Source organism: Dellaglioa sp. CoH-56-MRSF-11 (assembly GCF_056782135.1).
This window is the reverse complement of the sequence record NZ_JBXAYE010000001.1, coordinates 33,670-53,254: the sequence shown is the minus strand read 5'-3', so window position 1 is coordinate 53,254 and position 19,585 is coordinate 33,670. Positions and strand designations below refer to the sequence as shown.

General features: G+C 33.6%; 18 protein-coding genes. 16 read left to right on the top strand and 2 right to left on the bottom strand.

Going from position 1 to position 19,585, the window contains the following annotated elements:
• The first annotated feature begins 28 nt into the window (after positions 1-28).
• The 4 genes from AC1RPT_RS00245 (at position 29) to AC1RPT_RS00230 (ending at position 4,737) form a co-directional block, all read left to right on the top strand.
• Positions 29-838, top strand: a complete 810-nt coding sequence (locus AC1RPT_RS00245) for an MBL fold metallo-hydrolase (protein WP_481761095.1) — start codon at positions 29-31, stop codon at positions 836-838.
• Between the two features lie 111 nt (positions 839-949).
• The gene (locus tag AC1RPT_RS00240; protein WP_481761096.1) at positions 950-2,242 is read left to right on the top strand and encodes a S1C family serine protease; all 1,293 of its coding nucleotides are present in this window, start codon (positions 950-952) and stop codon (positions 2,240-2,242) included.
• A 409-nt stretch (positions 2,243-2,651) separates the two neighbouring features.
• Positions 2,652-3,131 (top strand): 23S rRNA (pseudouridine(1915)-N(3))-methyltransferase RlmH, encoded by a 480-nt coding sequence (gene rlmH, locus AC1RPT_RS00235; protein WP_481761097.1) that lies wholly within the window; start codon positions 2,652-2,654, stop codon positions 3,129-3,131.
• 136 nt (positions 3,132-3,267) lie between these two features.
• Positions 3,268-4,737: an MFS transporter gene (locus tag AC1RPT_RS00230; protein ID WP_409021866.1), complete on the top strand. Its 1,470-nt coding sequence runs from the start codon at positions 3,268-3,270 to the stop codon at positions 4,735-4,737.
• A gap of 278 nt (positions 4,738-5,015) precedes the next feature.
• On the opposite strand, the gene AC1RPT_RS00225 is transcribed toward AC1RPT_RS00230, so the two are convergent.
• Positions 5,016-6,353, bottom strand: coding sequence for a dihydrolipoyl dehydrogenase family protein (locus AC1RPT_RS00225; protein WP_481761098.1), 1,338 nt, complete (start codon positions 6,351-6,353; stop codon positions 5,016-5,018).
• Between the two features lie 283 nt (positions 6,354-6,636).
• Here AC1RPT_RS00225 and AC1RPT_RS00220 point away from each other — a divergent pair, with 283 nt between their 5' ends.
• The 7 genes from AC1RPT_RS00220 to AC1RPT_RS00190 all read left to right on the top strand — a co-directional run bounded on the left by AC1RPT_RS00220 (position 6,637) and on the right by AC1RPT_RS00190 (position 12,580).
• Complete coding sequence (locus tag AC1RPT_RS00220) at positions 6,637-7,965, top strand: glycosyltransferase family 2 protein (protein WP_409021868.1); 1,329 nt, start codon at positions 6,637-6,639, stop codon at positions 7,963-7,965.
• Positions 7,952-8,479: a hypothetical protein gene (locus AC1RPT_RS00215; protein WP_481761099.1), complete on the top strand. Its 528-nt coding sequence runs from the start codon at positions 7,952-7,954 to the stop codon at positions 8,477-8,479. Before AC1RPT_RS00220 ends, AC1RPT_RS00215 begins: the two co-directional genes overlap by 14 nt.
• The gene (locus AC1RPT_RS00210; protein ID WP_481761100.1) at positions 8,469-9,404 is read left to right on the top strand and encodes a pyridoxamine 5'-phosphate oxidase family protein; all 936 of its coding nucleotides are present in this window, start codon (positions 8,469-8,471) and stop codon (positions 9,402-9,404) included. Before AC1RPT_RS00215 ends, AC1RPT_RS00210 begins: the two co-directional genes overlap by 11 nt.
• Before the next feature lie 342 nt (positions 9,405-9,746).
• Complete coding sequence (gene apf / locus AC1RPT_RS00205) at positions 9,747-10,364, top strand: aggregation-promoting factor (RefSeq protein ID WP_481761101.1); 618 nt, start codon at positions 9,747-9,749, stop codon at positions 10,362-10,364.
• Positions 10,365-10,499: 135 nt separating this feature from the next.
• Entirely contained in the window at positions 10,500-11,189 is a 690-nt protein-coding gene (locus tag AC1RPT_RS00200) for a YjjG family noncanonical pyrimidine nucleotidase (protein ID WP_481762165.1), read from the top strand.
• A gap of 38 nt (positions 11,190-11,227) precedes the next feature.
• On the top strand, positions 11,228-11,680 hold the full coding sequence (locus AC1RPT_RS00195; protein WP_481761103.1) for a hypothetical protein: 453 nt from the start codon (positions 11,228-11,230) through the stop codon (positions 11,678-11,680).
• Between the two features lie 33 nt (positions 11,681-11,713).
• Positions 11,714-12,580: a TMEM175 family protein gene (locus tag AC1RPT_RS00190; protein ID WP_481761104.1), complete on the top strand. Its 867-nt coding sequence runs from the start codon at positions 11,714-11,716 to the stop codon at positions 12,578-12,580.
• Between the two features lie 102 nt (positions 12,581-12,682).
• Here the strand turns inward: AC1RPT_RS00190 and AC1RPT_RS00185 are convergent, their stop codons facing one another.
• On the bottom strand, positions 12,683-13,930 hold the full coding sequence (locus AC1RPT_RS00185) for a dicarboxylate/amino acid:cation symporter (RefSeq protein ID WP_481761105.1): 1,248 nt from the start codon (positions 13,928-13,930) through the stop codon (positions 12,683-12,685).
• A 256-nt stretch (positions 13,931-14,186) separates the two neighbouring features.
• On the opposite strand from AC1RPT_RS00185, the gene AC1RPT_RS00180 reads away from it, so the two are divergent.
• The 5 genes from AC1RPT_RS00180 (at position 14,187) to AC1RPT_RS00160 (ending at position 19,389) form a co-directional block, all read left to right on the top strand.
• Positions 14,187-14,615, top strand: a complete 429-nt coding sequence (locus AC1RPT_RS00180; protein WP_481761106.1) for a CopY/TcrY family copper transport repressor — start codon at positions 14,187-14,189, stop codon at positions 14,613-14,615.
• A 92-nt stretch (positions 14,616-14,707) separates the two neighbouring features.
• Positions 14,708-15,085 carry a MerR family transcriptional regulator gene (locus AC1RPT_RS00175; RefSeq protein WP_481761107.1) on the top strand — a complete coding sequence of 126 codons (378 nt, stop codon included), beginning with the start codon at positions 14,708-14,710 and terminating at the stop codon, positions 15,083-15,085.
• Positions 15,086-15,155: 70 nt separating this feature from the next.
• On the top strand, positions 15,156-16,256 hold the full coding sequence (locus AC1RPT_RS00170; RefSeq protein ID WP_481761108.1) for an NADH-dependent flavin oxidoreductase: 1,101 nt from the start codon (positions 15,156-15,158) through the stop codon (positions 16,254-16,256).
• A 195-nt stretch (positions 16,257-16,451) separates the two neighbouring features.
• On the top strand, positions 16,452-17,564 hold the full coding sequence (locus tag AC1RPT_RS00165) for an aminotransferase (RefSeq protein ID WP_481761109.1): 1,113 nt from the start codon (positions 16,452-16,454) through the stop codon (positions 17,562-17,564).
• Between the two features lie 262 nt (positions 17,565-17,826).
• Positions 17,827-19,389 carry a YfcC family protein gene (locus tag AC1RPT_RS00160; protein WP_481761110.1) on the top strand — a complete coding sequence of 521 codons (1,563 nt, stop codon included), beginning with the start codon at positions 17,827-17,829 and terminating at the stop codon, positions 19,387-19,389.
• The last annotated feature ends 196 nt before the right edge of the window (positions 19,390-19,585 follow it).

Below are 19,585 nucleotides of genomic sequence, written 5' to 3'. Positions count from 1 at the left end.
ATTAAAAGGATAGAGGCGCAGGCAAGTAATGGATGAAGGAACAGACGATATGAAGATTAGTGTTCTTGCAAGCGGTAGTGCGGGAAATGTCACGTATATTGAAACGCCTAAGCACAAGGTCCTTGTAGATGCTGGTTTAAGTGGTAAAAAAATTGCGAGCCTAATGACAGATATTGGTCGAGATATTAACGATGTCGACACGTTATTTGTAACACATGAACATACGGATCATGCAAAGGCTGCTGGTATTTTAGCCCGTAAGTATGACATGAACGTTTATGCAAATGAATTAACATGGGAAGCCATGGCTCATACGATTGGTAAAATTCCCGTTGAGAAGAAGCAAATTTTTGAGATGGGGAAAGTAATTACATTCGACGACTTAGATGTTGAGAGTTTTGGTGTCTCTCATGATGCAGCGGCACCGCAATTCTACCAATTTCATCATAACAATAAGTCATTTGTTATTTTAACGGATACAGGTTATGTCTCAGAGAACGTTCAAGGGACAATTTCCGATGCAGATGCTTACTTGTTTGAGTGTAACCATGATATTGAAATGTTACGGATGGGCGGCTATCCATGGTCATTAAAACAGCGCATTTTAGGTGATAAAGGTCATTTATCAAATGAGGATGGTGCTGATGCACTTATGAATGTTATGGGTAATCGGACAAAACGAATTTTTTTAGGCCATCTTAGTAAGGATAATAATATGAAAGAATTAGCCCATCTAACGGTTGAATCAACGATGAAAGAACATGATTTAGCAGTTGGTGGTGATTTTAACATTTTCGATACAGATCCGGAAAATGCTACAAAGCTGGTTGTTTTATAAGAACAATTTTTTCAAAATTTATTCATAAATAGTTCACAATTAACCGTTATTCTTAAAAGAGTAAAAGATTACGTTTAAGGGGGCAGCGACAAATGTGTCGCGTATATAAAAATGTCAAATGAAAATAGAACAGGCTTAGGTAAAACAGTTGTTACAGCGCTTATTGCAGGATTAGTTGGTGGCGGAATTGCATTTGGTGGATATACATTTTACCAAAATAATGATAGTGATAATGGCGCAGTTACAACATCCTCAAATAAATCAGGTACAACTAAAGTAACAAATGTAAGTGTTAAATCAAGTAATGAATCATCAAAAGCATTTGCTAAAGTTAAAAATGCGGTTGTTTCAGTTATTTCATATACAAAGTCAAGTGGTTCAAGTAACAGCTTAACGGATATGTTTGGTGCAGCAGGCGATTCCTCTGCGACAACAGAAACAGCATCAAGTGAAGGTTCTGGTGTCATTTATAAAAAATCAGATGGTAGTGCTTATGTCGTAACTAATAATCATGTTATCTCTGGTGCAAGTAAAGTTGAAGTTTTATTGAGTAATGGTAAAAAATTAAGTGCCAAAATTGTTGGTAAAGATTCAATTACTGATTTAGCTGTTTTAAAAATATCAGCTAAAGATGTGACTCAAATCGCCACATTTGGTGATTCTGATAGTATCACTGTTGGTGAAACAGCATTGGCTATCGGTTCTCCACTTGGATCTGATTATGCGACATCATTAACGCAAGGAATCATATCAGCTAAGAAACGTACGATTGATGTTACCAATGATTCGGGTGTTAAAACGGGCCAAGCAACAGTTATTCAAACTGACGCTGCCATTAATCCTGGAAACTCAGGTGGGGCTTTAATTAATACTTCTGGCCAAGTTATCGGTATTAATTCGATGAAACTAGCAAGTACAGCAACAGGCTCTACTAGTTCTAGTTCATCATCAACTTCTGTCGAAGGAATGGGATTTGCTATTCCAAGTAATGAGGTTGTATCAATCATTAATCAATTAGTTGATAATGGAAAAGTTAAACGTCCTGCAATTGGTATTTCATTAATCGATTTAGATTACGTCTCAGCAAGTGATCAAAAGAGTGTCTTAAAATTACCAAAAAGTGTTTCTTCAGGGATTGTTGCTGTTAAAATAAATAGTGATTCACCTGCTAAAAATGCTGGTATAGGTAAATATGATGTTATCGTTAAGCTAGGTGATAAGAAAGTTACTGATATCTCAAGCTTACGAGAAGTTTTATATGAACATAAAATTGGTGATACAGTGGCTGTTGAATTCTATCATGATGGTAAGTTGAAACAGGCTAATATCAAATTAACCTTAGAAGCAACAGATGCAAATACAGGAACAAGCTCAACAAGTAAATCAGCATCATCAGCTCAATAAACAAATATGAAATAATCGTAAATAACTTAATTTACGATTATTTTTTTATTTTAAATAGATATTGTGTATAACTAAGTGGATAGATATTAAGGTGGGTGTGAGTAACAGAGGGAAAGGGCAGTATGAAGGGACTTTCTAAACAAAATAGTTATGCACAATTAATTGAATGGCCTGTGACTAACTTTTATTTATTTGATATTTTAAAATAAAAAAAGACTGTTATACCAATGTGTAAAGCGTATAATTAAGGAATGATAAATAACGCAAAATCTGTGCATAACTAATATGGTGTTGACAAATGGGCAACAAATAAATGTAGTGACGAACACATATTCCCCGCAATATGTTGTGGTCCAAATTGTGGATATGTGCGTAACTTTGTGTATAACTTGTGAAAAAGGTGGAAATTATGAACATTAAGATTATTGGTGTAGGTAAATTAAAAGAAAAATATCTCAAACAAGGAATTGAAGAGTATGCAAAACGGTTAAGTAAGTTTTGTAAATTTGAAATTATTGAAGTAAATGATGAAAAGGCACCGGAAAAATTAAGTTCAGCAGAAATGATTGATGTTAAAGGTAAAGAGGGCGAACGTATCCTTAGTAAGATTAAAGAAAAAGAGTATGTTTATGCTTTAGCCATTTTAGGTAAGGAACGTACGTCGGAAGATTTTGCTAAAGAGATTGCTGATCTTGGAACTTATGGGCATTCAGACATAACCTTCGTTATTGGGGGGTCATTAGGACTAAGCGAGGACGTTTTAAGACGCGCCGACACACAAATCTCGTTTGGTAAATTTACCTTACCGCATCAATTAATGCGGATGATTTTGACTGAACAAGTTTACCGTGGATTTATGATTAATGCAGGGAGCCCCTATCATAAATAAGGACCTTTCAATACTTTAAGTAACGTAATTTTAGGATATCAGTAGATTTTCATATTTTCCCTTGACCTAGAGCTTGCTTAAAGGTGGATGATAAAAATAAGTAATTTTAAATTTAGTCGTATAAGAGGGAGAATTTATGAATAAAAAGAATTTAATCATCGTGACTATTGCATTGCTGTTATCTAACGCAATGGCAGGTCTTGATGGAACGATTATTAATACTGCATTACCATCAATCGTCAGTGATTTGCATGGTATCCAATATATGGGATGGATTGTTGCAGTTTTCTTGTTGGGGATGGCAGTTGCCACACCTCTTTGGAGTAAATTAGGCGAACGAATTGGTAACCGTGGTGCATATCAGTTAGCAACTTTTTTATTTGCAATCGGTGCGGTTTTTCAAGCAACATCAAGTAATATTGTCTTTTTCTTAGTTGCTAGAGTAGTTATGGGTATTGGTGCAGGTGGGATGAATACAATTCCGTTTATTATTTATGCTGATATTTATAAAAATATTAAGAAACGCTCACAAGTTATTGGTTATGCAACAGCTAGTTACAGTATTGCATCAATTATTGGACCTTTAGTTGGTGGCTGGATCGTTGATACGTTTAGTTGGCATTGGGTCTTCTATATCAATGTACCAATAGCATTAATATCAATTATTTCAATCCAATTTTTCTTCAAAGAAGAAGTTAAAAAACGTCAAAAGGGGAATATCGATTACTTGGGTGCTGGAATGATGATTGTCAGCTTAGTGACCTTATTAACAGGTATTCAAATGATTGGTGTTGGGTCAATTAATTTAGTCGTTGGGTTAATTATTGCTGGAATTATCTTACTCGGTATTTTGTATAGAGTTGAGGATAGGGCCGTTGATCCGATTATTCCCAATCGATTATTTAAAAATAAGAAACTGATTGTTGATTTTATCATATTTGCCTTTTTATGGGGAGCATTTATCTCATTTAACATCTATATTCCAATGTGGGCACAAGGAATACTTGGAATGAGTGCATTGATTGGTGGGGCAACACAAATTCCTGGTGCAATGACTAATTTATTTGGTTCGTTGTCCGGTCCATCAATGATTCCTCGATTGGGGAAATACCGGATTATTACAATCGGAACCATTAGCTTTATTATTTCGTTTGCTGGGATGTTAGTTGTAGGTGTGACAGTCCCATTCTGGTATTTATTACTAATGGGTGCTTTTGAAGGGTTCGGTTTAGGAATGTGTTTTAATGTCCTACAACTGAGTGTTCAAGAGGATGCGGAGGGTCGAGATGTCCCAATCGCAACTTCATTTGCCTACTTATTACGTATTTTAAGCCAAACATTTATGTCATCAATTTATGGGGTTATCCTTAACAGTGCGTTGTTAAAAGGAGTTAATCAGTCTCATGGTAAAATTACGATGGAGATGTTAAACAAGCTAAGTGATTCGAAGCGTGTTTCAAGTCTTCCTGAAAAATTATTACCAGCAATGCGACAGATTATGTATGAAGGGTTGCATAATATTATGGTAATCGCGACAATATTATTGATTATCGTTTTACTATTTAATTTATGGATTCAGGCTCAATCTAGAAAACAACTAAGTTAAAAAATAGAATCTCTGAGAGAATGTACTATGTACTAAGTCGTATCGAGTTGACTGATGAAATTATATAAAATTTAATGGGGTATATTGATTTATCTGCTTGTAAAGTTATTAATAGATTCCCAGTGTAAATTCCTTGATTAATGTCAATTTATCAAATGCACTGTACTTAACTCTAGGCAAAAAAATCCCGCCATGATTGTCGAATGAAATTATATATTTCATCTGATAATCATGGCGGGATTTTTACAAAAAGGCAGATACCTTTTTAATCGTATTTTTTATAGATAATAGGTTAGGTCACTTGCTGGAGTCGGATAAGCTAAGATAAGTTTAGTAACATCTGTTTTTGATGTTTTGTTAGCAATTAATGGTGTTAGATAATTGATAAGTTCTTCCGCAATTGTGGTGTATGCGACAGCACCAACAAGTAAGTTGGATGATTTATCAAAGATAGTTGTCACAGATGCTTCAGATTCTTTAATTCGATTAAAGGAATACCAGTTAGTTGTCTCTTGTACTCTAATGTCATAATGTTCAGGTTCATTTTTAGCTTGTTCAATCGTAATGCCAACTTGAGATAGTTGTGGGCTGGCATAGACAGTCATTGGAATTGGTGGGTAAGCAATTGGACTATTCGATTTTTTAAGTAGTTGGTCTGCAACGTAATGACCTTCAAATGTTGAAACAGGTGTTAACTTAGGTTGTTTGCGTGAAACAATATCTCCAATGGCATAAATTCGATCATTTTTCGTTTTTAAGTGAGAATCCACAATAATACCATGTGAATCTGATTCAGCACCTGTAGCAGGTAGGTTTAATGTATTAACGTTAGGTTGACGGCCCATAGCTGAAATTGCCAAATCAACAGTTAAAGATAATCCCTTATCGTCTAACATCTGGAAGCCTAAAGGACCTTCTGTTATTTCTGTAATATTAGTGTCAAAGTGAAAATGGACACCATTAGTTTTCAAATTCTCAATGAGACGGGTTGTATATTCAATTGGAAATCCACGTAATATTTGACTATTATGTTGAATAATATGAACTTCTGAGCCAGCAATAGCAGCTATATTAGCAAGCTCAATTGAAACATAGCCAGCGCCAATAAAAGCTATTTTATCTGGTAATTCTTCAAGTGATAAAAAATCGGTACTTGTTTTTAGTAAATGACTGCCTGGAATATCAGGGACTACAGGTGACTGACCGGTCGCAATTACAAAATTATCGGCAGTGTAAGTTTCAGTATTAACGTTAATTTCTGACTTTGAAATAAACTTAGCAGATCCGTGAACAGTTTTAATATTTGCTGCAGATAAACCTGCTAGGGTATTGGCTGGAACTTTATCCGTATAAGCTGATTTAAAAGCCATTAATTTAGGCCAATCAATGATAGAACTGCCAGTTAGTCCGAAGCCTTGCATTGCTTCTTGGCGTTGTTTAGTTTCAACAGCAGAATAAAGCATTTTTTTTGGGTCACAACCTCGATTAGGACAAGTACCACCCCAAAGATCATTTTCAATAATGAGAACAGATTGCTTTTTACTTAAATCAAAAGCAGTAGAAAGACCACCAGGTCCAGCACCAATAATAATTGTATCGTAGTGTGATTGTTTCATAATTAATATCCCCCATAATAAATATTTAATAATTATACTGATACTAGCATAAAATTGAAAATTAATTAAAAATAATCGCTTAAAAATGTTTCATGTGAAACATTTTTAAAAAGAAAGCATAGCTTTTAAATTTTTAAAATAGTGACAGACAAAGTAATCCAGTATTAGAATATTTTATTTGATTATTAAAATCACAGAGGTTATAGTTTAAAAAGGGCGTTAAGTCAATGTATGTAAAGGATTTTAGCTATTTATTTAACTACAATTATTTGGGGGTCATTATATGACAGCAACAGTACTAAACGATATTACGAAGGTACTCATTTACACGATTGTATCGTATCCAATCGTTGGAGGCCTAGCCTTTATTGTATCGAGCCTTTATTATAGAATATTTATGGAGAAGAAGGAGCTCCCTAAATATTTAGAGAAGGGAGAACCATTCATTTCTATTTTTGTACCTGCTCATAATGAGGAACAATCAATAGAAGCAACAATTCGACATCTAGAGACTAAGTTAAATTATCCTCTAGATAAATATGAAGTTATTGTAATTAATGATGGTTCCACAGATAAAACCGGTGAGATTTTGGAGACGCTACAAGAGGAGTTCAAATCACGTTTAAGAACGATCACAATTATTAATAATCGTGGAAAAGCAGCTGGATTCAATATTGCATTGGCATTTGCTAAAGGCGAATTTATTTTATCCAATGATGCGGATTCAAAACCAGAAGTTGATGCCTTATGGAAATATATGTCATATTTTGAAAGAAAAGGTGGCAAGAATTTAGGCGCTGTCACTGGGAATATGTTACCAATTAATAAAACAACAATTGTAGCAGAAGCACAACAGAATGAATTAAATTCAATCATTGGCTTAATTAAGAGATCGCAATTATCTTATGGCGGTTTATTTGCTTTCTCAGGTGCAAATACAATGTATCGAAAAGCAGCCGTTTTAGATGTTGGTGGTTGGGAAGCTGAACAGCCAACAGAAGATATCGCAATTGCCTGGGACATGCAGGCATTAGGTTGGGTGGCTTATTTTGCGCCGCATATTCGCTTCTTTATGGATGTACCTGAAAAGCTAGGTGAACTAATTAAACAAAGACATAGATGGTCATCTGGTGGCGTTTATGTACTTCTAACGAAGACGTTACGCGTTCTACGTCATCCGATTAAACAATTTTCAAGTGTACCTATTATTATTGATTATGGATTAAGTGTTATTTGGTCAGTCTTTTATTGGTTAAGTATGATTGCATTTTTAGCAATTCAAATTATCTGTATTGTAAATGGTGATTGGTTACAGTTGAGCAATAACTTAGCGCTCGCCTGCATATTTATTTCAATAGAGGTCATTATTGGTTTGATTCAGTTAATCATGGCGTCATTTTTCAATGATAGTGGTAAATCTTTAAAATACGTTATTTTTGCGCCGTGGTATATCCTCATTTACTGGATGGTAAATACGTATACAATGGTAGCTGAGTTAATTCCGACAGTGCGTAAAATTATTACGGGTGAAGATGGTGGCGTATGGCATTCACCTGAACGTTCGGATAGTATTACAACAGATTTAGGAGGCGACGATGATGACAAAAAATAAGCCTGACTATATTGTGAACGAAGTAGATGAAGACGCATTGACGATTGATTGGTTTTTTGGTCAAAAAAATGTAAGTCTCAAACTAAGACAATTAGTATTAATAACAATTGGCTGGATTGCGTGCTTAGTACCAATCAGTATCACGGTTATCTTGATTTTATTTAAAGATAAGGCAATCCCAATTGATCAAACACTATTTACTGAGCTTTTTGATACGATTATAAATACATTCCTACAATACTATTTGTTTTTTATTGCGTTCTTTTTAATTTTGCATATTTATAATTTAATTCTTTCGAATAATCGTCTAAAAAATGATATAGAAAGTTATGATTCAAAATTATTAAAGAAACACACTGACTTAGCTGAAGAAATGTACTATTTAAAATATGGGCCACGAGATCATAGAGAGGGTCAAAATAAAATTATCATACAAGATTATGCCGATATTGGGACATTTGAATTAAGGCAACAATTTGATTACTTTGGAGATGAGGATGAAGATGATTTCTAAAGAGGATAAAAGATTATTAGATGAGATGGTTGTACGAGAAAGAAATATGAAGAAAAGACGTGACATTTCGGGCTTGATGTTACATAAATTAAGATTATTTAAGCGAAGATTAGTTACGTTTTTAACGGTTTTATCAACCGGAATCCTATTAGGACTTTATATGACATTTGAGCCATTCAAAATGTTGTCAGTTGTCAGTATTATAGAAGTTAATGTACTGGTAGCGGCAATTCTATTTCTATTTACGTCATACTTTTGGCAAATAATGCTCAAACACTGGCCATTAAAACATTTAATTAGTTGGTATAAAACTAAACTAAGAGTAACGTACGCGGGCCCACTGCTTGCTTCAAAAAGATGGTTACAGTTTTATTATAAAGATCGGGATATTTCACCGTATATCCCACAAATATTGTATTACCTACAAAATGAGTCTAAGTTAAAAACAGTTGATGAGGTATTAGCATTTATTGATGAAGGGGCACCTTCAGAAGTGGAAGAACATAATGTGTTAGATAAATTTAGACGATTTATTGGTGAAACAAATCAAATGGTCCTGAGTACTGCTACTGCAGATGGGATGCCATCGAGTCGTCAGATGCGATTTATTGTTTCACCTGATAAATCAAATGTTTGGTATTTTGGTTCAGCTCCGGAAACGCCTAAAATTGCTGAATTGGATTTAGGTAAAGCAGCTATTAATACAATTCCAACGAGTACAGGGATGACTATTGCTAGTAATAGGTTAAGTGTTAAGAGGTCAAAATATAAATTAGAAGATCTAGCAGAGTTGTATCGGGCACAGGTGCCAGGATTTATGGATGGATTACTGGAAGAAGATATAGAAAATGAGATTATTTATGAAATAGTGATCAAAAGTGCTCGATTAGATACTTGGACACAGCACGATCAAGTGAAATTTTAAAGGTATTATTAGCAATATTCATTGCTGATAATACCTTTTTTTAATAAATCAATTAAAAAAATAAACTTTTTACTTGATTTTCAACGTATTTATCTCTATATTTTGACACATAAATTACAGACGAATTATTAATAGATTAACTGTCACTAAGGGAATAAGAAGGTAATGGTGTATTTGATTTATTTTACATTTATTACGGAATATGATATTTATTACATTATTTCAAGATAATGATATTTGACTGAAATGCTTATGTAAAAACTAACTGATAGTATGAACCTCGTAAGATAAATAAGAAAAAAATAAATAAAAACGTTTAACTTAAAAGGAGAACTAAATATAATGAAATTAAATAAAAAGATGACAAAATTTTCAGTAGCAATGGTAGCAACAGTAGCAGCAGGTCTTGGACTTGCAGTTAAAGCAGCAGATGCTGATGTATATACTGTAAAATCAGGTGATACACTAAATAACATCTCAGCAACTTACGCTAACAAAACATCTAATGATGTCAGTGTTAACGCAATTGTTAAAGAAAATAAAATTAGTAACGCTAATTTAATTTATGTTGGTGAACAATTAACAATCAATACTGATACAGCTGCTAAAACAGCAAATACAGCATCAACAACAAATACAACAACTACTAAGGCAGCAACACCAGCTGCAACTCCTGCTAAAGCAGCAACAACAGTTGCACCAAAGAGTACAGTGTCAACAGCAACTGCAAGCACTACTGATTCATCAAGTGCTAAAGCATGGATTGCTAACAAAGAATCTGGTGGTTCATACTCAGCAAGAAATGGCCAATATATTGGTAAATACCAATTAAGTTCATCATATTTAAATGGTGATTACTCAGCTGCAAACCAAGAAAAAGTAGCTAACAATTACGTAACAAGTCGTTATGGTTCATGGAGTGCTGCAAAATCATTCTGGTTATCAAACGGTTGGTACTAAAATTTAAATTATAAAAATAAGAAGCTTTGGATAGGGATATAATTCCTTATTCAAAGCTTTTTTGTTACTTTAAATCTTATGTTAAAATGATAATGTCCAGTAACTAAATTACATGAATGAAAGTTGAGAATTGAATTGAAAAATTACGAATTTTTACTATTTGATATTGATGATACGTTACTTGATTTTGGGTTAACTGAAAAAGCTGCACTAGAAAAGCTTTTTTTAACGCAAAAAATAACATTAGATGATAAAATAAAACAAAATTATTTGAAATTTAATCAGCAGTTATGGCGCCAATATGAGCGTGGTAATTTAAAGCGGGATCAATTATTAGAAAATCGGTTTGCGATATTTTTCAAAAAACAGTTTAATAGAGTAGTTGATGGTAAAGAGTTGGCTAAACAGTATCAAGATAATCTGTCTGCCGGACATGAAAAAATGATGGGCGCAGATGAATTATTGGCATCAATAGATACAGCTAACTATCAATTGTCGATTATTACCAATGGCGTTGCAAACATGCAGTATAAACGATTAGCAGAATCAAAGTTAGATAAGTACTTTCCGCAAATATTTGTTTCGGAAATGACGGGTTATCAAAAACCAACGGTTGGCTTTTTTAACTATGCTTTTGACCATATTGCTGGATTTAATCCCGATAAGGCACTTATTATTGGTGATTCTTTAACATCAGATATTCAAGGTGGGAACAATGTTCACGTTGATACTGTCTGGTACAATCCGAAAAACATTAAAAATAAGACATCAATAAAAGCGACCTACGAAATTGATGATCTGTTAGCCATAAATAATATAATATAAGAATAATTATAAATCTTGGATTAGAGGAATGGTGAATAATGAAAGATGCTAAAATGATGAAAAATGTTAAAAAGATTATTACGTATGCTATTTTTGTGATTGCTACCTATTTTTTATTTTCACAAGTTTTATCAGTGTCAGAAATAGCAACGGATCGTTCCTTTATGGAGATTGCAAAAGCAGAACCAGTCGTATTTATTATTATCTTTTTTATAATTTATAGTTTATTTATGATAATTAGTATTGCTTTTTTCTATTTTTCTCATATTTTATTAAAAATTAAGGGAAAATATGATATTAGTTTACTTATTTTAAATTTTTTCACAGTTTTTTTAACAATATCAACGCTTGTTATTAAATCAGTTGGAGGGGCATTACCAACAGTAGTTATCAAAACTAGTTTATTTTTTATTTTAATATCGATGTCCTTATCAACGACTGCAAAATTATTAGCCTTACGAGAAGAACGACTAAAAAAAAGAAAAAAATAGGTTAAATATAGCAGTATTTTAAAGGAGGTACATATGAAAATTAAAGAGCGGTTGGATACGTTAAGTGATGCGATTATAGCCATTATTATAACCATTATGGTATTAGAGATGCCAATTGAGATAAAAAATGGGGAGATTAACTTTGTTGGTTTGTTTCAAGCCATTGGAATCTTTATTGTTAGTTTCTGTTTTGTTGCTAATATCTGGTATCAACATGCGGTCGCATTTTCGGAAGTAAATGAAGTACCAAATAAAATAATTGTGATGGATTTAATCTTAATGATGCTTTTATCGTTAATGCCAACCTTCACACGACTAATGACAAGTGATACTGTCAGAGAAACGGTTACAATGTATGGTGTTTTATATTTGTTAATTATTTATCTATTCAGGGAAATTGTAAAAGAAATTATTCATCAAAAATATACAGAAAAATCTGATATGAAAAAAGTATATGTAACCATTTATGGCAGACATAACACAGAAACCGGATTATTAATATTAGCTTTAATTCTTATAGGCTGGTTTTTCCCTAAAATAACGTTAGTCTTTTTTATTATCATACCAATTCGTTCATTTATTACTAATAGTGCAGATAACAGTGAATTTACTAATATTAGTCAAATGGAACCTAAAGGTACTGAGGCATTCTTAGAGATGACACCTGAAGATAGAGAAAAATTAAAACCAATTATTACGACACTTAGAAAAGAAATAAAACAACAAGATCCTGATGCGTGGGAGAATTTTACAGAGGATGCTGAAGAGGCACTCGACGTTAGTGAAGGAACGATACTTAGATGGTTTCGTCAATATCGTCAAGCATTTGAGGATTCACAAAATACGCGAAGAAAAAATATAAAGTATGGTAGAGACCAATTAAGTAGAGAAGATGATTAATAGTAAACTGTCCGTCCAATTTTGGAAAGGGCAGTTTTTAATTACAAAAAACCCCTATACTAGACTGATATTTCAGTATCTAATATAGGGGGATTGTTATTATTATTGTGCCATAAAATCTTTTAACCAATTTTTACCTTCAACGAAACGCGTAACAAGCATTGCAGTAGCAGTATTTCCTGTTGAATTTAATAAAGTTGCGGGAATATCAATGATGGTTGTAATAATTAGAATTAATGGAAGAGCAGCCATTGGGAAACCGAAGATTGAACAAATTAAGGTTTCGGCAACCATACCACCACCTGGAATAGCGCCCATCACGACACCAACCAAGAATGAAACACAGATAATCATAATCATATTATTTAAACTCGTGATATCTTTACCAAAAACGGCAAATAAAAATGTTGTTTTTAAGATGCCACCAATAACAGAGCCATCCTTGTGCGTATTTGCACCTAATGGGATGATCGTATTTGCGATATCTTCGCTCACGCCCATTTTTTTAGAATACTCTAGGTTAACAGGGATACATGCAGCTGAAGAACTTGTTGCAATTGCTGTAACAGCAGGAGCTGAGACATTTTTCCAAAAAATCATAAAACCGGCTTTGCCACCTGCGATAAATGCATAGAAACTCATCATCACAAAGAAGTAGAAAGCTGTAATACCTAAGTAAAGAATGAAACTGCGCAAATATCCGGCAGCAATCTGAGGTCCTAAATTACCGATAATATTGGCAAAGAAACAACCTAAACCAATTGGCGCGTAGATCATCACATATTTAACCATCCGCATAACTACTACGTTTCCAGCTGATAAAAATTTTGTAAATACACTAGATTCTTTACCGGTTGCTGAAGCAGCTGTACCCATTAAAATCGAAAAGATAATTAGTTGTAACATATTATCTTTTGATAATAAATGATAAAAGTCATTAACGGTGAATGTATTAACTAATGTTTCTAAACCAGATGATTTTGTTGATGTATCTTTAACAGTACCCATCAAACCTTTAATCGTATCAACGTTGACGCCGTGAATAGGGTTAAAGAGACGAACACCGATATACCCAATAACACCAGCAATGAAAGCCGTTGTTAGGAAGACAATTAATGTTGTAATCATGATTTTACCAAGTCGTTTCATTTCAGACATTTCTGCGATGGCAGATGAAATACTGAAAAAAACAAGTGGAACTAAAATCATGTACATTAGATTTAGAAAAAGATCTCCTAAAGGTTTAAGGACAGCAGCTTGTTCTTTAAAGATTAAGCCGACAATCCCACCTATGATTAGACCCGAGAGTAATAATAAAGATGTTTTGTAGCGATTAAAAAAAGTAGTCATAAAAAATCCCCTTAAATAATTAGTCTAAAGTCATAAACACTAGTATATCAATTGTTTTGTTTAAAAGCTAAGTTAAAAAAAGGAAACGAATAATATGCAAAAACAAATGAGTTTAATCAATATTAAAAAATGAGATAGTATTAGTTAATAATGAGTATTTAACCGATTATACTAATTTGAAAGATAGCTTATTGACGGGTTAAATACATTAGTTTACAATTGTAATCATAAGACCAATGAAAGAAGGGCAATACTAATGAATAATAAAAAAATAATTGAAATTAGCGACGCTGAGTGGGAAGTTATGCGTGTTATCTGGACATTAGGTCAGAGTACTAGTAATGAAATATTTAAGAATTTAAAAGAAAAAAAGAATTGGCAAATGCCAACAATAAAAACATTATTGGGTCGATTAGTAAAAAAGGGTGCATTATCTGCTGATAAAGAGGGCCGAGCATTCATATACAAACCCCTAATAGAAGAACAAACGACGATGGATCATGTTAGTCAGTTATTATTTGAACATATGTGCCAAATGAAAATTGGCTCAACAATTGCCGATTTATTAAGTGAAGTTGAGTTAAGCCAATCAGATATTGTGAAACTACAAAGTGTGATTGATGAAAAAAGTAAAAATGCACCAGAAATGGTTGAATGTAACTGCTTAGCTGAAAAAATGATGTAAATGTTTCATGTGAAACATTATAAAATTTAATCTGATCCTTTATCTTAATTGTCTAATGAGATTAAAAAAGATGAGAATAGGAGTGTTTGATTTTGAATATTAAAAAAGTAAGTGAGAAGTTTGATTTACCGACTGCGACGTTACGATATTATGAGGAAGTAGGACTTATTCCCACTGTATCACGGAATACAAGCGGGTATCGGGACTATGATGAAATCGATTTAGAATGGGTTAATTTTGCAAAACATATGCGTCAAACGGGGATTTCAATCAACATTTTAAAAGAATATGCTGACCTAACGCAACAAGGTGAGGCCACTGAAGAGCAACGTAAACAGATTTTGATTAAACAGCAACGATTATTAGGTGAACAAATCGCGGCGATGCAAGATACTTATAATTTTTTAGATAATAAAATTGAAACGTACGAAAATCATGTAAAACAGATGTTAAAAATGACCGATAAATAAAAAGCTTGCCTTCAAGTCGACTTGAAGGTTTATTATAAACCTATATTAGATATAGGAGGAACATTTTATAATGATTAAGCAAATTAACTTACGAAAAAAATTCAATTTAAATGAACAAATAACCCTACAAAATAAACTTGTGATGGCACCTATGACAACATGGGCAAGTAACGATGATCAAACAGTTTCTGAAGCAGAAATTAGTTATTACGAACAACGTGCAAAACAGGTCGGAATGGTTATCACAGGTTCGAGCCATGTACAAGAAAATGGTGTTGGATTTGATCATGAAATTGGTGTTTATGAAGATCGATTTATACCAGGTTTGACGAAGTTAGCCACAGCTATTAAGGCCGGTGGGGCAAAGGCCATCTTACAATTAAATCATGCTGGAAATAAGGCATTACCAGAATTAATTACAAATCATGACGTTGTTAGTGCGAGTCCAGTACCAGCACCAAAAACACCATTTGCTCCAGCACAGACACCTCGAGAATTGGCAGAAGAAGAGCTAATACAAGTTATAAAGGCTTTCGGAACAGCAACTAAACGTGCAATTCAAGCAGGTTTTGATGGTATTGAAATTCACGGTGCCCATGGATTTCTAATTCAAAATTTTCTTTCACCACACTATAATCATCGGACTGATCAGTGGGGCGGATCATTAGAAAATAGATTACGATTTGCTATGGCAGTAGTTGATGAAGTTCAACGAGTGGCTGATGAAAATACGACTAAAGAATTTATTATCGGTTACCGAATTACACTTGAAGAACGTGAAACAGATGGTCTTAAATTAGAAGATACAGAAGCTTTGATAACGAATTTAGTTGCTAAACAGGTGAGTTATTTGCACCTTTCGTTGGGTGATGCGTTAACTGATGGTCCAAAGGGTGGTGAACCCTATATTCAAAGAGTTTCTCAACTAGTTAATCAACGGGTACCAATCGTGGCAGCCGGCTCATTAAATACTTTTGATAGAGCAACGACAGCATTAAAATCGGGATTAGATTTAGTTGCTGTTGGGTCAGCATTAGTTGCAAATCCTAATTTGCTAAATCAAGAAAAATGGCAATTAACGTTATCGATGAGTGATCCTAGTATCCCTAAGTTAATGTTAAAAAAAATCCAAGCGCTGGGTAGCACATTTGGATTTACCTTAGTAGATTAGATAATTTATTAAAAACTGTAATATCTGTTGTTGATGATAGGAAAACCTATTACTGGCAACAGATTTTTTATGTTATAAAATTAAAAGTTCAGATTTGTCATTTTAATATATTTAAACAGACACTGGCTTAATTTTTAATTTCTGTTATTATTTAGGACGTTAAGACAAATAATATAGATTGGAGAATGATAACTTATGGAAATTGCAGGATTTGGCGTTGAAGAGTGGTTAAATGTCTATGAATCTAAAGCTACGTATGATATTGCACAAAGAACGGTTTCATCGATGACAATGAACGAATTATTAAATATTGGTCAAGAAAATGGTCAGGATTTTTATCGTGATTTAGATGCACAAAAGATGAATTATGGTTGGATTGAGGGGTCCCCAGCTTTTAAAGCAGAGGTTAGCAAACTTTATAAAGCGGTTTCGCCGGAACAAGTTTTACAAACTAATGGTGCAACAGGAGCAAATCAACTGGCACTATACGCGTTGATTGAACCTGGTGATCATGTGATTTCTATGTATCCTAGTTATCAGCAACTCTATGATATTCCTAAATCATTAGGAGCTGAAGTCGATTTTTGGAATATTTCTGAAAAAAATCAATGGATGCCTGATTTGGATGAATTACGAGCAATTATTCGACCAGATACTAAAATGATTTGTTTAAATAATGCGAATAACCCAACGGGAACAGTAATTGAAACTAAACTAATGACTGAAATCGTTAAAATTGCAAAAGAAGTCGGCGCATATGTATTAGTTGATGAGGTCTATTTACCTTTAGATGATACAACGGACGTAAGTTCAATTGTTGATTTATATGACAAAGGTATTGCGACGAATAGTTTATCAAAAACCTATTCAACTCCCGGTATTAGAATCGGTTGGACGGTTGCTAGTCCAGCTGTTACAGATATTTTTAGAAAATACCGTGATTATACGATGATTTGTGCAGGTGTATTTAATGACCAAATGGCTGTTCATATTTTAAAAAATAAAGAATTAGTATTGGATAGAAATCGACAAATTGTGAAACGAAATTTAAAAATTTTAAGTGATTGGGTGGAAAATGAGCCAGCAGTTAGCTTAGTAGTGCCAAAATCTGTCTCGACTTCATTTATAAAATTTGAAACAATTGAAGATGATGAACAATTTTGTCAAAAATTATTAAAAGATTATGGGGTTTTATTAGTACCTGGAAGCCGATTTGGTGTGCCAGGACATGCAAGATTAGGTTACTGTGCTAAAGAATCCGTTTTAGTAGAAGGATTAAAACGCTTGTCACAAGCATTACATGAATAAGTTTAGTGCATCAAAGAGAGATAAAAAGTAGATTTACAAGTTACTTTTTATCTCTCTTTTTGTGGAAAGTAAAATTAGATGATAAATCAAAAAGTGTGAGCTGGTTCACACTTTTAATGTAACCGATTTCACACCAGAAACTGTAGACTGTTGATATACTCCAAGCGAAACGACCGGCAGAGGAGGGTGTCATGATAAAAATACAGTAAAAGGATAACGCCGCTATCTATTTGGTATAAAACAATTAAAGGAGGAAATTATAATGGATTCAACGACAACAATGGAAAAGGTACCTAAAAAGAAATTTAAGTTAAAAATGCCCGGCGCTTTTGTTATTTTATTTATATTAACGATTGTTGCAGTTATGGCAACATGGATTATTCCAGCGGGCTCTTACTCTAAATTATCTTATGATCAGGCAAGTACGGAATTAAAAATTACCGATGCGCATGGGAATGTAAAAAAAGTTCCTGCGACACAAAATCAATTGGATAAACTTCATGTCAAAATTGATATTAAACAATTTACATCAGGTGGTATTACGGCAGCAGTATCAATACCTAATACATATCAGCGATTGAAGCAAAATCCGGCAGGACCAGCTGATATCACAAATAGTATGGTTAACGGGACAATTGAAGCCGTAGATATTATGGTCTTTATTTTAGTCCTGGGTGGTTTAATTGGTGTTGTTAAAGTCAGCGGCGCGTTTGAATCAGGTTTAATTGCGCTAACTAAGAAAACCAAAGGTCATGAATTTTTATCAATTTTCTTTGTTTCAATTTTAATGGTTTTAGGCGGAACTCTTTGCGGGATTGAAGAAGAGGCAGTGGCCTTCTATCCAATATTGGTACCAGTATTTATCGCGATGGGCTATGATTCGATAGTCTGCGTGGGGGCAATTTTCTTATCCAGTTCTATTGGGACCACATTCTCTACGATTAATCCGTTCTCAGTTGTTATTGCGTCAAATGCAGCCGGAATTGATTTTACGCAAGGTATGATTTGGCGGATTGTTGGTTTGATTGTCGGGTCTATTTTCTTAATTATTTATTTAGGACGTTATAGTAAAAAGGTTAAGGATGATCCAACAGCTTCAATTACTTATGAAGATAGTAAAGACTTTAATCGATTATGGTCAGTATCTTCAGGTGAAGGTGGTAATAAATCAGTTTTCACTATTCGTAAGAAAATTATTCTATTATTATTTGTTGTGACATTCCCAATCATGGTTTGGGGCGTTATGGCAAAAGGTTGGTGGTTCCCAACGATGGCATCTTCATTCTTGGTATTTGCTATCGCCATTATGTTCTTAACAGGTACAGGTCGAGATGGTCTAGGTGAAAAGGGTGTCATTGATGCTTTTGTCAGTGGTGCATCTAGTTTAGTTGGGGTGTCATTTATTATTGGACTTGCCAGAGGGATAAATATCGTGTTAAATCAAGGATTGATTTCAGATACCATTCTTCAATATGCGTCATCTTTAGTTGTTGGCGTAAGTGGACCAATTTTCATAATTATCATGATGGTTATTTTCTTCTTCCTTGGATTTATCGTACCTTCTTCATCCGGATTAGCCGTTTTAGCAATGCCAATATTTGCGCCATTAGCTGATTCTGCAGATATTCCAAGATTTATTGTCGTTTCTGCTTATCAATTTGGACAGTATGCAATGCTTTTCTTAGCACCAACAGGGTTAGTTATGGCAACACTTCAAATGTTAAATATCAGATATTCGCACTGGGTAAAATTCGTTTGGCCCGTCGTTGTCTTTGTTCTATTATTTGGTGGTGCACTCTTAGTATTACAAGTCTTAATTTATTAAAGTAAGAATTATCATAAAAATAATGTACTTTTAATGTTTCTCATTTAATAATTTTAAAAACACGGTAGTGGAAGCGTTTTATAAATGTAATATACGATATTGAACCGTAAGAATCCTCATAATGAGAAATAGTTCACATTATAGGTGTAAGCGTTTACTAATATAGGCTAATTATTCCTGTTATGCTATGCATGTA

Excerpts from the sequence above, each read along its gene's own strand:
- AC1RPT_RS00245 (WP_481761095.1), top strand. The coding sequence starts at position 29 with ATGGATGAAGGAACAGACGATATGAAGATTAGTGTTCTTGCAAGCGGT.
- AC1RPT_RS00240 (WP_481761096.1), top strand. The coding sequence starts at position 950 with ATGTCAAATGAAAATAGAACAGGCTTAGGTAAAACAGTTGTTACAGCG.
- rlmH (WP_481761097.1), top strand. The coding sequence starts at position 2,652 with ATGAACATTAAGATTATTGGTGTAGGTAAATTAAAAGAAAAATATCTC.
- AC1RPT_RS00230 (WP_409021866.1), top strand. The coding sequence starts at position 3,268 with ATGAATAAAAAGAATTTAATCATCGTGACTATTGCATTGCTGTTATCT.
- AC1RPT_RS00225 (WP_481761098.1), bottom strand. The coding sequence starts at position 6,353 with ATGAAACAATCACACTACGATACAATTATTATTGGTGCTGGACCTGGT.
- AC1RPT_RS00220 (WP_409021868.1), top strand. The coding sequence starts at position 6,637 with ATGACAGCAACAGTACTAAACGATATTACGAAGGTACTCATTTACACG.
- AC1RPT_RS00215 (WP_481761099.1), top strand. The coding sequence starts at position 7,952 with ATGACAAAAAATAAGCCTGACTATATTGTGAACGAAGTAGATGAAGAC.
- AC1RPT_RS00210 (WP_481761100.1), top strand. The coding sequence starts at position 8,469 with ATGATTTCTAAAGAGGATAAAAGATTATTAGATGAGATGGTTGTACGA.
- apf (WP_481761101.1), top strand. The coding sequence starts at position 9,747 with ATGAAATTAAATAAAAAGATGACAAAATTTTCAGTAGCAATGGTAGCA.
- AC1RPT_RS00195 (WP_481761103.1), top strand. The coding sequence starts at position 11,228 with ATGAAAGATGCTAAAATGATGAAAAATGTTAAAAAGATTATTACGTAT.
- AC1RPT_RS00190 (WP_481761104.1), top strand. The coding sequence starts at position 11,714 with ATGAAAATTAAAGAGCGGTTGGATACGTTAAGTGATGCGATTATAGCC.
- AC1RPT_RS00185 (WP_481761105.1), bottom strand. The coding sequence starts at position 13,930 with ATGACTACTTTTTTTAATCGCTACAAAACATCTTTATTATTACTCTCG.
- AC1RPT_RS00180 (WP_481761106.1), top strand. The coding sequence starts at position 14,187 with ATGAATAATAAAAAAATAATTGAAATTAGCGACGCTGAGTGGGAAGTT.
- AC1RPT_RS00170 (WP_481761108.1), top strand. The coding sequence starts at position 15,156 with ATGATTAAGCAAATTAACTTACGAAAAAAATTCAATTTAAATGAACAA.
- AC1RPT_RS00165 (WP_481761109.1), top strand. The coding sequence starts at position 16,452 with ATGGAAATTGCAGGATTTGGCGTTGAAGAGTGGTTAAATGTCTATGAA.
- AC1RPT_RS00160 (WP_481761110.1), top strand. The coding sequence starts at position 17,827 with ATGGATTCAACGACAACAATGGAAAAGGTACCTAAAAAGAAATTTAAG.